The organism is Sinorhizobium sp. 8-89 (assembly GCF_030124325.1).
Lineage (GTDB): Bacteria > Pseudomonadota > Alphaproteobacteria > Rhizobiales > Rhizobiaceae > Sinorhizobium.
In genome coordinates, this window is sequence record NZ_JASKLR010000002.1 from 553,470 (window position 1) to 567,528 (window position 14,059).

Sequence of the window (14,059 nt, forward strand, 5' to 3'; positions counted from 1 at the left end):
AGCAACGCAACAACCTTAAGGACAAAAAGAAGTGAGCAAGCGCCTCGACTACAACCAGATCGCACCGGCCGGCGTCAAAGCCCTTGGCGGAGTTTACGGCTACATCATGCAGAGCAGCCTGCCTCCGGTGCTGGTCGATCTGGTCTATCTTCGTATCTCGCAGATCAACAACTGCGCCTACTGCCTCGACATGCACACGCGCGACCTCATTAAAAAGGGGCAGAAGATCGAGAAGATCGCGCTGGTGCAGGCATGGGCGGAAGCCGGTAATCTCTTCGACGAGCGTGAGCGGGCCGCCCTCGCCTGGGCCGAAACGGTCACGCGCGTTGCCGAGACCAACGTGCCGAACGAAGCCTACGAGGCCGTGCGGACTGTGTTCGAAGAGCGCGAACTCGTCGATCTGACGATCGCGATCGGTCTGATGAACACCTACAACCGCATGGCGATCAGTTTCCGCAATACGCCACAGGCTGCGCTTGAAAACTAAAGATGGTCGAAGCGCTCCACAGCAATTCCGTCAGGAAGTTAGTAATTTCAAGGCATTAGGGGTAATTCACGGCTCCAGCGCAAAGTACACAGCCATTGCGTAAGCTTTGACGGATGCTTTCTCCGCCCTCATCCCAGTGCTTGTCACAGGGATCCAGCAGCGCCGCGTCCGCGGCGCGGAAGACTCCCTTCAGCCCAAAGACTTGGGCTGGCTGGATTCCTGTGACAAGCACAGGGATGAGGGTCAGGGGAGAGCCTTGTCCTACCGCAACCGATTAGGCAGCAGCAGGCTGCCACCAAACCAGGGAGTTGGCTATGAAGATATTCATTGCAGGTGCTACAGGTGCCGTCGGCTTGCCGCTGGTGCGGGCGCTCACGACACTCGGCCATCAGGTGACCGGCATGACGCGTCCCGGCCGGGGGTCGGATCGGCTGCGCGAGCTCGGGGCGGCGGCGTCTTTCGCCGATGCCTTCGACCCGGAGGCGGTTCATAAAGCGATCGAGGCGGCAGCACCGGACGTGGTGATCGACCAGCTCACCTGGCTTCCAGCCAACCCCTCCGACATCATCAAGTCGATGCCGAACGATACGCGCCTTCACCGCGAGGGCGGCGCCAATCTGCTCGCCGCGGCAGAGAAGCTCGGCGTCGGCCGCTACGTCATGCAGTCCCGTGGCTTCTACCTGGAGGCTCCGGCAGATGAGCTCGCCGACGAGGCCGCCAGGTTGAGATACGACGCGCCCGGCGAGATCGGCGAGAGCACGCGCACCATCGGCGCCTATGAGGACCGGGTGCTTGCCTCGCCGTCGCTGGCGGGCGTCGTGCTGCGCTACGGCTTCTTCTATGGTCCCGGCACCTGGTACCGGCCGGAGGGAGCCATCGCGGATCAGGTGCGCAAGGGAGAGTCGGCGATCATCGGCGAAGGAAACGGCGTCTGGTCGTTCGTCCATATCGACGACGCCATCGCCGCGACGGTCGCATCGCTTGACGCCGAGCCGGGGATCTACAATGTCGTCGACGACGATCCCCTGCCCGTCGCCGAATGGCTGCCGGCCTTCGCCCGCTGGGTCGATGCGCCTGTGCCTCCGCGCGTGAGCGTCGAGGACGCGCTGAAATCGGCCGGCGAGGAAGCGGTCTACTACCACACCCGCCTCACCGGAGCGTCCAACCGCCGGGCGAAGGAAAAACTCGGCTTCGCGCCACGGCCGCTTCTGTGGAAGGGTGCTTGACGCCTTGCCGCACCCCGCAGCGCCGCGCGTTTTCAGACGGACGGCGCTGGACCGCCAAAGCGCGGGGCCGCTTGGAACATAAATGCCCGCTTCCGGAAAAATGAACTATCATGGAGCCGGCCATCCCTCAGCACTGGCATAACGTGATCGCGATGGCCAAGGGTACCAGCCCGGACAGTGTCGCAATTCCACGACAGGGATATGGCCCGGCCGGGAGCTTCAGGCACGGCGTCGCAAGTCCCATCGAGTCGCAAATACACCTGCCCCGCAGGATCTGACTGTCCTCGGCTCCTCGGCGAAGCATGCTGAATTGACACAGGATCGGAGACAGCCATGGCACCGAAATTCGGCAGGGATAAAGAGTTGCATGCCTATCGCGAGATGCTGCTGATCCGCCGCTTCGAGGAGAAGGCCGGGCAGCTCTATGGCATGGGCCTCATCCGCGGCTTCTGCCATCTCTACATCGGCCAGGAAGCCATCGTCGTCGGCATGCAGATGGCGACGAAGGAGGGCGACCAGGTGATCACCGGATACCGGGACCACGGCCACATGCTGGCCTGCGGCATGCACCCGAACGGCGTCATGGCCGAGCTGACGGGACGCCGCGGCGGCCTGTCGAAGGGCAAGGGCGGCTCCATGCATATGTTCTCCAAGGAGAAGCACTTCTATGGAGGCCACGGTATCGTTGGCGCTCAGGTGTCGCTCGGCACCGGTATTGCCTTTGCCAACCGCTATAGGGAAAACGGCAATGTCTGCCTGACCTATTTCGGCGAGGGTGCTGCCAACCAGGGCCAGGTCTACGAGAGCTTCAACATGGCCGCCCTCTGGAAGCTGCCGATTGTCTATGTGATCGAGAACAACCGCTACGCCATGGGCACGGAGATGAGCCGCGCCTCGGCCCAGACCGATTTCTCGAAGCGCGGCGTGTCTTTCAGCATTCGCGGCGAGCCGGTCGACGGCATGGACGTCCGCGCCGTCTGCGCAGCCGCTCAAGGCGCAATCGAGCATGCCCGCACCGGCAAGGGTCCGTACATCCTTGAGATGCATACCTACCGCTACCGCGGACATTCCATGTCGGATCCGGCAAAGTATCGCTCGAAGGACGAGGTGACCCGCGTTCGCGAGGAGCAGGATCCGATCGATCTGGTACGCCGGCGTCTGCTCGAGAAGTGGAAGCTGTCCGAGGACGAACTAAAGGCGATGGACAGCGAGACGCGCGAGACCGTCAACGCAGCGGCAGATTTTGCCACCAATGATCCCGAGCCCGATCCGTCGGAACTCCATACGGAAATCCTGCTCTGACGGCGCGGGGTGTTCGCGCTTGCACAGGCTCTCGGGCTTCCGCCCTGCAAGGCCGGACGCTGATGGGAGCGACAGGTTCAGGAAGCCTGCGTTCGCTGTCCTGCGTCCCCTCCCCGGGCTGACGGAGATCGCTCTTCCGCCGCGAGCAAATGGCCTGCCATGCGTTTGGCCTGCTGGACAGGCTCGGCGATCCGGGTCATCTGTGCGACGGCCATCGCACCCTCGTGCAGCAGGTTGATCTCGTTCGCGATCCGCTTCGGCTCCGCAAACCGCGCCGCATGGGCGAGTTCCTCAAAATAGGCGATTGTCAGGCGCTTGTGCATCACTGCAGCGCGGAACACGGGATTGACGGTGTCCTTATGCTCCCCCGCCGCACTCACGAACATGCAGCCGCGGAACTGCTTGTCGCGGACCGAGGCCTCGAGGAAATCGAACGTCGTCAGCAGGCGCTTGGCCGGATCGCTCGCATGCTGCTCGACAAAGGCACGCATGGCATTGCGGTCCTCCTCGTCGCGCCGTTCGAGCGCGGCCAGGATCAGGTCTTCCTTGGTTTCGAAGTGCCGGTACAGCGTCGTCTTGGCCACCCCCGCCTCAGCGATGATCAGGTCGATGCCCGTCGCGTGATAGCCGTGCTGGTTGAACAGCCGCAGTGCGGTTTCGAGCAGGTGGTCCCGGATTTCCGAACGGCGCATTATCGTCCTCGCAATACGTAACAGGTCTGTATCGTTTCTTAGCGGTCACGGAAAGCAAATACAAGGGGCTTTCTGCGACATTTCCCTGCAGCGAGCACCTCCTTCGGCTCACGGCAGCCTCGAAGAAGAAGAGTTCCCTAGGGAACAAGGTCGGGATCCATTCAGAACTCGCTCTTGCCAAACGATACAGATCGGTATACTTCTTCTTTCATTCGATACAGATCGGTATCGTTTATCCCGCGTCAGCCGGGCGGATCGCCCACCGCGGATAACCCAAGGAGAAGACAATGCCTCGTGTTCCTATCCGCAGCGCCGCGCCCCATCCGCGCGCGCAGGCTCGCGCCGTTTCCCTCGATCTGGCCGAGCACCACGGTCGGGCCGTCAGCGCGGCTGGCCTCTATATTTCGCTGGTCGTGATCTATGGCTGGTTCGGCGGTATGAAGTTCACCGCTTATGAAGCGGAAGGGCTAACCGGCCTGGTCGGCAACAGTCCGATGTTGAGCTGGACCTACTCCCTCTTCAGCGTAAGGGACTTCTCAAGCCTTCTCGGCTTCCTCGAACTCAGCATCGGCGCGCTGATCGCGGCACGGCTCGTCAACCCGGTTTACTCGCTCGTCGGCGGTTTGCTCTCGGCCGGGCTGTTCGCGACCACGCTCAGCTTCATGGTGACGACCCCGGGGGTCGCCGTGCCGGAGCTCGGCTTTCCGGCGATCTCGGTCGCTGCCGGTCAGTTCCTGCTCAAGGACATCGGCCTGCTCGCCCTCTCCCTCTGGATTGCCGTCGACTCGCTCGCGGCACTCCGCTCAACCAAGGCCTGACCGAAAACGAGGGCGGAGCCCCGCCTCCGCCCGCGTCCCGAAATTGCAGTGAAAGAAATCACCATTCCCAGATCGGCCGTGCCGGTCGGTTCAACGAAAGGAACGTCCTATGTATTTGACCTTTGTTCTGTCTAAGATCCGCGCCCACCAGCGCTATCGCCGGACCCTTCGCGCGTTCACGCAATTGAACGATCACTTGCTCGATGATGTCGGCATTACCCGCAACGAAATCGACATAGTCGCGCGCCGGCAATACGACCAATGAACCCCGAGACTGCGTCACGGCTGATCCCAGACCGTGACGCAGAAGGAGATCACCTCATGAACACGCATCATGCCAGGGTCCTGATCATCGGGGCCGGACCGGCCGGTTATACCGCCGCCATCTACGCTGCCCGCGCCAACCTGAAACCGCTCCTTGTGACCGGGCTGCAGGCGGGCGGCCAGCTCACCATCACGACGGATGTCGAGAACTACCCCGGCTTTGCCGAACCCGTTCAAGGCCCGTGGCTCATGGAGCAGATGCGGCAGCAGGCGGAGAATGTCGGCACCGAGGTGGTGTACGATATCATCACCTCCGTCGATCTTTCCGAGCGCCCGTTCCGTCTCAAGGGCGACTCCGGCGACACGTACATCGCCGATGCACTCATCATCGCGACGGGAGCCCAGGCCCGCTGGCTTGGCCTGCCCTCGGAGAAGACATTCAATGGGTTCGGCGTCTCGGCTTGCGCGACCTGTGACGGCTTCTTCTATCGAAACAAGGAAGTGGTCGTTGTCGGCGGCGGTAACACAGCCGTGCAGGAAGCGCTCTACCTGTCGAACCTTGCCTCCAAGGTCACGGTCGTTCATCGCCGCGATCGTTTCCGCGCGGAGTCGATCCTGCAGGACCGTCTCCTGGCTAAACCGAACGTCGAAGTCGTCTGGAACCACGTCGTCGACGAGGTTATCGGCGAGCACGAGCCGACGAAGTCGGTGACCGGCGTTCGGATCCGCAACGTGAAGACGGGCGACGTGAAGGAGCTGTCCACGCACGGCCTTTTCGTCGCGATCGGACACGATCCGGCAACCGCGTTGTTTCGCGGCCAGCTCGACATGGATGCGGACGGCTACATCAAGGTCGGCTCCTGGTCGACGAAAACAACTGTCCCCGGGGTGCTGGCCGCCGGCGATGTCATCGACCCGGTATTCCGTCAGGCCATCAGCGCCGCCGGAATGGGATGCATGGCGGCCCTTGAAGCCGAGAAATTCCTGGCCGAGCAGTCGCCAGATCCGGTCGCCCGGGCGATCGAGCCGCGTGAAGCGGAGATGGTTGGAGCGTAAGTGTAGGGGATCACCGCCGACGCGCCAGCCCCTTGGCGAAGCGCGGACCCGCCCGCAGTTCATCTGCGGAGGTCCGCGCTTTCCACACACCTTCCGGCTGCCCTTGCATTCGAACGGCGCCGGAGTGACAACCGGTGTCCGGCCGCTGTCTCCCCTTGCCGAGATCATGGCCGTTCAATCCAAGCCCAAGCGAGACCGATCCATGGACATCAATCAGGTCAGGTACTTTCTCAATCTGGCTGAAACATTGAACTTCACCGAAGCCGCGCGTCGAAGCGGTGTCTCGCAGCCCAGTCTCACGCGGGCAATCCAGCGCCTCGAGGAAGACCTGGGCAGCCCGCTGATCTATCGCGACGGCAAGGACAGCCGCCTGACCGCGCTCGGCCGCGACGTCCAGGCCGAGTTCATGCGCATTGAGCTCGCGCTTAGAAACGTGCGCGAGCATTCCGAAAGCACGGTGCTCGGCCGGCGCCGTATTCTCGATATCGCTGTCGCCCCGACCATTGGCCCTGCCGCATTTGCCGCATTCTTTGACGACGCGCTTGGCGAGCTTCCTTCCGTGAAGATCAACTTGCATCAGCTGTTGGCCGGCGAAGGCGCGAACGAAGTGCTTTCGGGCAAGTATCACGCCTCTATCCTGCCGCGGGCGCCGCGCCCCAACCCCAAGCTCGACGTCGTGCCGCTCTTTCGCGAGCGGTTCCTCCTCGCCTGCGCGGAGAGCCATCCGCTGGCGGGAAAGGATGTCGTCAGCACCGAGGCGATCGCCGCCTATCCGTACGTCGACCGGCTGGCCTGCGAGTTCCACACCGAGATCACCGAGCACCTGATGGACCATGATGCGGTCATGCAGCCGCGCTTCAGTGCCGACCGCGAGGACTGGGTCCAGCAGGTGGTCGCCGAGGGTCGTGCGATCTGCATCATGCCCGAGCGGTCCATCGTCGTGCAGGGCATCGTTACCCGTCCGGTGGAAGGGATTTCCCTGGAGCGCGAACTGGTATTTGTGACGGTCTCCGGTTCCGGCACGCCGCTCGAGATCCGCAAGATCGCGCAGCTGGCGGCCCGGCACGACTGGTCGTGAGCGGGTGCGTCTGTCGCTCGGCTATGGAATCTATGCACATCCGATATTGGGAATCCTCATCACCGCTCGCCATATTCAGGCAACAAATCCAGCAACGGAGACAAGGAAAATGACCTATAGAAAGACCGACGAAGCGGTTAGCAAGCTTACACCCGAGCAGTTTCGGGTGACCCAGCAGAATGGCACCGAACGCCCCTTCACCGGGGAGTACACTGACAACAAAAGGCCGGGAATCTATGTCGACATCGTTTCCGGCGAGCCGCTGTTCGCCTCGGCCGACAAGTTCGATTCCGGCTGCGGCTGGCCGAGCTTCACCAAGCCGATCGTACCGGCAAATGTCAACGAACTCAGGGATAACTCGCATGGCATGATCCGCACCGAGGTCCGCTCGGTGCATGGCGACAGCCATCTCGGTCATGTGTTTCCCGACGGCCCTGAAGACCGGGGCGGACTACGTTACTGCATCAATTCCGCCGCGCTGCGCTTCATTCCGCGCGAGGAAATGGAGGCCGAGGGCTACGGCGCCTATATCAACCAGGTAGAGGATATCAAATGACCAAGAGAGCTGTTTTGGCTGGTGGTTGCTTCTGGGGCATGCAGGACTTGATCCGCAAGCTCCCCGGCATCATCGAGACCCGCGTGGGCTACACTGGCGGCGACGTGCCGAACGCGACGTACCGCAATCACGGTACCCACGCCGAAGGCATCGAAATAATCTTCGATCCCGAGAAGATCAGCTACAGGCGGATTCTGGAGTTCTTCTTCCAGATCCACGATCCGACCACGAAGAACCGACAGGGCAACGACATCGGCACCTCCTACCGCTCGGCGATCTACTATGTCGACGACGAGCAGAAGCGAGTTGCCGAGGACACGATTGCAGACGTCGAGGCTTCGGGCCTGTGGCCGGGCAAGGTCGTGACCGAAGTCGAGCCGGTGGGAGACTTCTGGGAGGCGGAGACGGAGCACCAGGATTACCTGGAGAACTACCCCAGCGGCTACACCTGCCACTTCCCGCGCCCAAACTGGGTGCTGCCCCGGCGCTCGGCGGCCGAATAACCGGCCGCCTGTCTCCGGCCGCGGCGTTTGTTGTCGCGTTCGTAGCTGCTCATCGAGGCAGCCCGGAAGCGACGGTATGTCAATCACCATGACGTCGCTCATTGAGAGCGCCTGCACTTCCAAGGCGAACAAGATCGCCGAACGATTGAAGTGCTGTCCGCCCAAAAAGATTTGGGCCACAAAAGGTGCTATCCTCGGCCCATTCACGTTCAGGAGCCGTCTCTTGCGACATCCGGGCGGATTCCACGTTGGAAGGCGCGGAAGGCATACGTCGCTGCAAGCGCCCAAAGGTCAGGAGCGTCAAATAGTCGTCGCGATCCCAATTTAGGAGAAGATCGATGCATGGCAAGTTGCACCCGCTGCTGGAAGAGGCTCTGGAAGCGCATGGCGGGCACGACCACTGGCGCAAGTTCAAGGGTATTGCCTCGACCATACTGACCGGTGGAAAGCTATGGGAGCTGAAAGGCGCTCCTTTGATCCCTGTGCCGCGGCGTGCAACAAGCGAGTTCCACCGGCAGTGGACCCGAGTTACTCCCTTTGGAGAACCGGATTGGACGATGACCTGGACCCCCGACCATGTGGAGATCACTGCCGGGGATGGCTCTGTTATCGCCGAGCGAAACAACCGACGTGAAGCGTTCGATAGCAGCTTCAACGGACAATGGGACCCGCTGAACCTCGCCTACTTCAACGGCTATGCCATGTGGACGTACCATGCGACGCCGTTCGTTTTCGGCGAGCCCGGCTATGAAGCTCGCGACATTGCTTCGATCGAGAACGAAGATGAGACGCTTCGCGGGGTAGCCGTGCTGTTCCCGGAAAGCGTACACAGCCACACGCGGGAACAGCGCTTCTACTTCGGTGCGGATGGGCTGCTGCGCCGTCACGATTATACGGTTGATGTGTGGGCGGACACGCCGGCTGCACACTTCATATCTGATTACGTCGACGTAGACGGACTGAAGTACCCGACCCGCCGCAGCGTGTTCACACTCAAGCCGGATCGCACTCTCGACCGCGATTTCAACGCCGTCACGATCGAACTGTCGGACTACGCGCTGTTCTGAGATTACTGGTCCTGTAAAGCAACGGTTCCGTGCGGAATTGCTAAGTTTCAAAGCGTTAGATCACTTCACTGTCTCAATGAAACAATGAGATGGCCTTGAGCGAAGGAGCGTCACCATGGCTTTCAACACGCAACGGCTCCAGTTTTCCGGTCACTCCGGCGCAATCCTTGCCGCCCGCCTCGATCTGCCCAACGGGCCCTTGCGCGCCTACGCGCTTTTTGCCCATTGCTTCACCTGTTCGAAGGATCTGGCGGCAGCGCGCCGCATTGCGGCGGAGCTTGCGCGCGAGGGGATCGCGGTGCTGCGCTTCGATTTCACCGGCCTCGGATCGAGTGAAGGCGAATTCGCCTCGACAAATTTCTCCTCCAATGTCGCCGACCTGCTTTCGGCCGCCGACTATCTCCGTCAACATTATCAGGCGCCGGCGCTGCTGATCGGCCATTCGCTCGGCGGCGCAGCGGTCCTGGCGGTCGCCAAGGACATTCCCGAATTGCGCGCTGTTGCCACGATCGGCGCGCCGGCCGATGTCGGCCATGTGCTGAAGAACTTCGGAACGAGCCTCGAGGAGATCGAGGCGAGCGGCGCAGCCGACGTCGATCTCGCCGGGCGCAAGTTCCTTGTCAGAAAGCAATTCGTCGAGGACGCGCGCGCGCAGCGCATCAAGGACGCCGTCGCGAGCCTGAAAAAACCGCTCCTCATCCTTCACGCGCCGCTGGACCAGACGGTCGGGATCGAGAACGCCAATGAAATCTTCCTCGCGGCCAAACACCCCAAGAGTTTCGTTTCGCTGGACAAGGCCGACCACCTGCTCACCGACCCTGAAGACTCGGCCTTCGCCGGGAGGGTCATTTCGGGATGGATGACGCGTTATCTCGCCGCCGACGCGCCGCAGGGCACGGAGCCGATCGAACATGTCCGCGTGACGGAAACGGGCGAAGGCAAGTTTCAGAACGCGGTTCAGGCAGGCGGCCATCGGCTTTTCGCCGACGAACCTGAAAACGTGGGCGGGCTCGATTCCGGACCCTCGCCCTATGACTTCCTGTCGATCGCGCTCGGCGCCTGCACCTCCATGACGCTGCGCCTCTACGCCGATCACAAGAAGCTGACGCTCGGGCGCATCGGCGTTGACGTCTCCCATGCCAAGATCCATGCCAGGGACTGCGAGGAGTGCACCGAAGCGGAACGCAGCGGCGGCGCCAGGATCGACCATTTCGAACGTGTCATTTCCATCGACGGCGAGATTTCCGAGGAGCTTCGCGGCAAGATCGCCGAAATTGCCGGCAAATGCCCGGTCCATCGCACGCTCGAAGCCGTGGCGAAGGTAAAAACCGTCGTGAAGTCATAAGCCTACAGCGCCGGGTCTTTTGGGATTGGGACGCCACAGTACACGACAGTAGCGTAATTGGATTTGGCGGATGCTTTTTATCGTCCTCATCCCTGTGCTTGTCACAGGGATCCAGCAGCGCCGTGTCAGCGGCGCGGAAGAGTCTTTTCAGCCCAAGGACTTGGGCTGACTGGATTCCTGTGACAAGCACAGGAATGAGGATGGTTGGAGAAGCCCTGTACCGCAACCGACGAGGCAAGGCCCTCGCAGTGGCTAACGCGACCCGGTGATCTTGTGATACCCTCTTGCGAAAACATGATGAGGGGGCTGATGCGATGTTGCGCGTGTTGGCGTTGATCCTGTTTCTCACTGGAATCCCGATGCAGGCGGCCGCCGCACCTCCGGATGCGGCGTCTGCGGATGTCGACCTGGAACTCGTGCTGGCGGTCGACATGTCGGGCTCGATGGACATGGAGGAGGCGCGCGTGCAGCGCCTCGGCTACCTGGAGGCACTCCGACATCCGGACTTCATCAATGCCATCAAGGGCGGTTATCTGGGGCGTATTGCCATCGGTTATTTTGAATGGGCGGGGCTGGTGAACGAAGCATCGGTGCTGGCCTGGCAGGTGATCGACGACGTCGAGGACGCCGAAGCATTCGCCGCCCGGCTCGAAGCCCGCCCGGTCGGCACCCGGCGCGGCACCTCGATCTCCAACGCGATCCTGTTCGGGACCAAACTGATCGAGTCCAATGCCTACTCCGGGGTGCGCCGCGTCATTGATCTTTCCGGCGACGGGCACAACAACGTCGGACCGCCGGTCGCGCCCGCGCGCGCCGCCGCCCTGGAGCGCGGGATCGTCATCAATGGATTGGCGATCATCATCCGCCCCTCCAATTCGGCCGTTCCGCTCGATCAGTATTATTCGGAATGCGTCATCGGCGGCCCCGGCTCCTTCATGATTCCGGTGCACGAGGCGGAGGACTTTGCGATCGCCGTCCGCCAGAAGCTGCTCCTGGAGGTAAGCGGCCGCACGCCTGCCTGGAGCCTGCGGCGAGCCGCTGCCACACCCCCGATCGATTGCCTGTTCGGCGAGAAGCTCAATCCGAACTTCATCGAGCGGGTGTTTCCGGAACTGAATCGGTAGATCGGCGTCAGATTTCGGCGACCACGAGTAGAACCCGCGGCGCGTTCATCACTCCGGCAGCCCGGCCAGTCGCAGGCCGTCCGCCAAGCGCGCAAGATCCTCCGGGCGATGGATCGGCAGCCAGTCCTTGAGGCTGGAGACCCGCAGCGACGGGTCGAGCGCGCGCAGGCGCTGCATCGCCTGCCGGGCTTCGTCGCTGCGCCCGGCAAGCGCGTGGCTCGCCGCCACCAGCGCGACCGCAATCAGGAGGCTGGGCAGGTTCCCCAGCGCCTTTTCCGCCCAGGCCAAGGCGGAATCGAAGCGCCCGGCGAAGAAGTGCGCCAGCGCCGTCCCGGCCTGCATCCGGAACATCTCCGGATCCAGCGGGCTCAGGCGAACGGCATGGGCGAAATTCTCCATCGCGCTCTCCGTTTCACCACGGAAGACACGCAGGAAGCCGCCGAGGAACCAGGCGGGAGCGAGGTTGGGATTGAGCAGCCGGGCCCTGTCGATGAGCGCGATGCCGCCGTCGAGGTCGCCCGCGAGATGGCCGAGCGCGTGCCCGCCTCTTGTCAGCGCTACCGCATCATCCCGGCCAAGTTCCACCGCCAGCCGCGCGAGGCGCGCGCCTTCGGCGATCTCCCGTGCCCGGTCGGTCGTCCAGCCATTCAACTTGCGCCAGAAATGGCACCAGGCCGCCGCGGCATAGGCGGAGGCGAATTCCGGATCGAGCTCGGTCGCCTTGTAGAACAGGGGCAGCGCCGCCTCGATCGCTTCGCGCGTCCCGCTGTGCAGCTTCGCCATGCCGCGCAGGTAATAGTCGTAGGCGTCGAGGTTTTCCGTCGGCTTGCGCTTGGCGCGTTCGATTTCCGCCCGTTCGAGCTGCGGCGCGATCGCGCCTACGACGCTTTCGGCTATCTGGTCCTGCAGTTCGAAGATGTCGTCGAGCGTGCCTTCGAAGCGCTCCGCCCAGAGATTCGTCCCGGTCGTGGCATCGATGAGCTGCCCGGTTATGCGCACCTTGCTGCCGGACTTGCGCACGCTGCCTTCCAGCACGTAGCGCACGCCAAGCTCCCGGCCGACTTCCTTCACGTCCACCGCGCGGCCCTTGTAGGTGAAGCTCGAATTGCGGGCGATGACGAACAGCCAGCGGATGCGCGACAGGGCCGCGATGATGTCCTCCACCACGCCGTCGGCGAAATAATCCTGCTCCGGGTCGCCGCTGAGGTTCTGGAAGGGCAGGACGGTAATGGAGGGTTTTTCCGGAAGGACGAGCGCGGCCGGCGGCGGTTCCTTCTCTTCCGGCGCCGCCTGTTCGAAGACGCGTAGGCCCCCGTGCTGTCGCTGTTCGCCGATCTCGCCTCCCATGATCTCGCCGACGAAGCGGAAGCCCTTGCGGGCCACCGTCCGGATGAGGCGCTGCTCTTCGCCGCTGTCGCCGATTGCCTTGCGAACCGCGTTGATGTGGCTGGTGATCGTCGATTCCGAGACGATCCGGCCGCCCCACACCGCCTGGAGCAGGTCGTCCTTGCTGACGACGCGGTCGCGATTCCTGACGAGATGCAGCAACAGATCGAAGACCTGCGGCCCAACGGCCACGACCTGCCCGCGCTGAGTCAGCTCCCGGCGCTCCGGATCGAGCACGTAGTCTCCAAACATGAACTGCACTTCGGCATCCCCTGGCGAACGCTTCCGTCCCTTGATAGCACGGCAAGACGTGCTTATGGCGATTCCTGGAAAAGTGTGTAGCGGTTTTCCGTCCGGAAAGAGCATCGGGCAGCACACGACAGTAGCCAGCCGCTGCTTCGTCGGTTGCGGTACCGCAAGGCTTCTCCCCCCCTCTTTCCTGTGCTCGTCACAGGAATCCAGCGCGCCCAAGTCCTTGGGCGCGGGAGAATCTCGCACACAGCTGAAGCGGGCGCAGCTCTCGCAGCATCTGCACTGCCAGACGGAGTTAATCACGGCGCCGACGCGCCGTGGCTGGATCCCTGTGACAGGCACAGAGATGAGGTGGGTAGGCGGGCGGCCGTGCGCCGCAGCTCGATTGATGAGGACGAAAAAAGCATGCGCCGAGTTCCATCACGCTACTGTCGTCTACTGTGGTTTCAATGAAAGGAAAATAGCCAGAGCATTCCACCCCCATCGGACAACCCGTCTTGGACGAATAACCAAGCTTCCCTCAAGGGTAATTCAAGCCCGCCGCAAGGACTTCCCTCGAGCGCCGAGGCACTCTCCACGGACATCGACGGCAATGGTTGCGGTCGGGAGAAAGGGAGAGAAGCCATGAAGATCGTCGTCATCGGAGGCACCGGCCTCATCGGATCGAAACTTGTGAAGAACCTCCGCGAGCGCGGCCATGACGTGCTCGCAGCCGCGCCCAATACTGGCGTGAACACCATCACCCGCGAGGGATTGGCCGAAGCGCTCGACGGCGCCGATATCGTCGTCGACGTGGCGAACGCACCGGTGTGGGAAGACAAGGCCGTGCTCGAGTTCTTCGAGACGTCAGGCCGGAACCTGCTGGCTGCGGAAGCTGCCGCCGGCGTCCGTCACCACGTTGCC

Annotated in this window: 15 protein-coding genes; 13 read left to right on the forward strand and 2 right to left on the reverse strand. The window is 62.6% G+C overall.

Annotated elements, in window-relative coordinates; all coding sequences use genetic code 11:
* Positions 1-31 precede the first annotated feature (31 nt).
* The 3 genes from QN219_RS07230 (at position 32) to pdhA (ending at position 3,015) form a co-directional block, all read left to right on the forward strand.
* Positions 32-487 carry a carboxymuconolactone decarboxylase family protein gene (locus QN219_RS07230; RefSeq protein ID WP_283998898.1) on the forward strand — a complete coding sequence of 152 codons (456 nt, stop codon included), beginning with the start codon at positions 32-34 and terminating at the stop codon, positions 485-487.
* A gap of 314 nt (positions 488-801) precedes the next feature.
* Complete coding sequence (locus QN219_RS07235; protein ID WP_283998899.1) at positions 802-1,713, forward strand: NAD(P)-dependent oxidoreductase; 912 nt, start codon at positions 802-804, stop codon at positions 1,711-1,713.
* A gap of 333 nt (positions 1,714-2,046) precedes the next feature.
* Positions 2,047-3,015: a pyruvate dehydrogenase (acetyl-transferring) E1 component subunit alpha gene (pdhA, locus tag QN219_RS07240; RefSeq protein WP_283998900.1), complete on the forward strand. Its 969-nt coding sequence runs from the start codon at positions 2,047-2,049 to the stop codon at positions 3,013-3,015.
* 77 nt (positions 3,016-3,092) lie between these two features.
* Here the strand turns inward: pdhA and QN219_RS07245 are convergent, their stop codons facing one another.
* Positions 3,093-3,707 carry a helix-turn-helix domain-containing protein gene (locus QN219_RS07245; protein ID WP_283998901.1) on the reverse strand — a complete coding sequence of 205 codons (615 nt, stop codon included), beginning with the start codon at positions 3,705-3,707 and terminating at the stop codon, positions 3,093-3,095.
* 287 nt (positions 3,708-3,994) lie between these two features.
* Here QN219_RS07245 and QN219_RS07250 point away from each other — a divergent pair, with 287 nt between their 5' ends.
* From QN219_RS07250 to QN219_RS07290, 9 genes are all read left to right on the forward strand, one after another.
* On the forward strand, positions 3,995-4,525 hold the full coding sequence (locus QN219_RS07250; protein ID WP_283998902.1) for a DUF417 family protein: 531 nt from the start codon (positions 3,995-3,997) through the stop codon (positions 4,523-4,525).
* A 109-nt stretch (positions 4,526-4,634) separates the two neighbouring features.
* On the forward strand, positions 4,635-4,790 hold the full coding sequence (locus QN219_RS07255; protein ID WP_283998903.1) for a DUF1127 domain-containing protein: 156 nt from the start codon (positions 4,635-4,637) through the stop codon (positions 4,788-4,790).
* Positions 4,791-4,846: 56 nt separating this feature from the next.
* Positions 4,847-5,845: a thioredoxin-disulfide reductase gene (gene trxB / locus QN219_RS07260; protein ID WP_283998905.1), complete on the forward strand. Its 999-nt coding sequence runs from the start codon at positions 4,847-4,849 to the stop codon at positions 5,843-5,845.
* Between the two features lie 202 nt (positions 5,846-6,047).
* On the forward strand, positions 6,048-6,923 hold the full coding sequence (locus tag QN219_RS07265; RefSeq protein ID WP_283998906.1) for a LysR family transcriptional regulator: 876 nt from the start codon (positions 6,048-6,050) through the stop codon (positions 6,921-6,923).
* Between the two features lie 109 nt (positions 6,924-7,032).
* A complete protein-coding gene (gene msrB / locus QN219_RS07270) occupies positions 7,033-7,479 on the forward strand; it encodes a peptide-methionine (R)-S-oxide reductase MsrB (RefSeq protein ID WP_283998907.1) in 447 nt (148 codons plus the stop codon).
* On the forward strand, positions 7,476-7,982 hold the full coding sequence (gene msrA / locus QN219_RS07275) for a peptide-methionine (S)-S-oxide reductase MsrA (RefSeq protein ID WP_283998908.1): 507 nt from the start codon (positions 7,476-7,478) through the stop codon (positions 7,980-7,982). The genes msrB and msrA overlap by 4 nt, the downstream gene beginning before the upstream one ends.
* Before the next feature lie 338 nt (positions 7,983-8,320).
* Complete coding sequence (locus QN219_RS07280; protein WP_283998909.1) at positions 8,321-9,049, forward strand: hypothetical protein; 729 nt, start codon at positions 8,321-8,323, stop codon at positions 9,047-9,049.
* A 115-nt stretch (positions 9,050-9,164) separates the two neighbouring features.
* Complete coding sequence (locus tag QN219_RS07285; RefSeq protein WP_283998910.1) at positions 9,165-10,394, forward strand: bifunctional alpha/beta hydrolase/OsmC family protein; 1,230 nt, start codon at positions 9,165-9,167, stop codon at positions 10,392-10,394.
* 314 nt (positions 10,395-10,708) lie between these two features.
* Positions 10,709-11,518 (forward strand): DUF1194 domain-containing protein, encoded by an 810-nt coding sequence (locus QN219_RS07290; RefSeq protein WP_283998911.1) that lies wholly within the window; start codon positions 10,709-10,711, stop codon positions 11,516-11,518.
* Between the two features lie 48 nt (positions 11,519-11,566).
* On the opposite strand, the gene QN219_RS07295 is transcribed toward QN219_RS07290, so the two are convergent.
* The gene (locus tag QN219_RS07295) at positions 11,567-13,165 is read right to left on the reverse strand and encodes a winged helix-turn-helix domain-containing protein (RefSeq protein ID WP_283998912.1); all 1,599 of its coding nucleotides are present in this window, start codon (positions 13,163-13,165) and stop codon (positions 11,567-11,569) included.
* A 615-nt stretch (positions 13,166-13,780) separates the two neighbouring features.
* Between QN219_RS07295 and QN219_RS07300 the strand changes: the two genes are divergently transcribed.
* On the forward strand, positions 13,781-14,059 hold a 279-nt coding region (locus QN219_RS07300; RefSeq protein ID WP_283998913.1), incomplete at its 3' end, for an NAD-dependent epimerase/dehydratase family protein.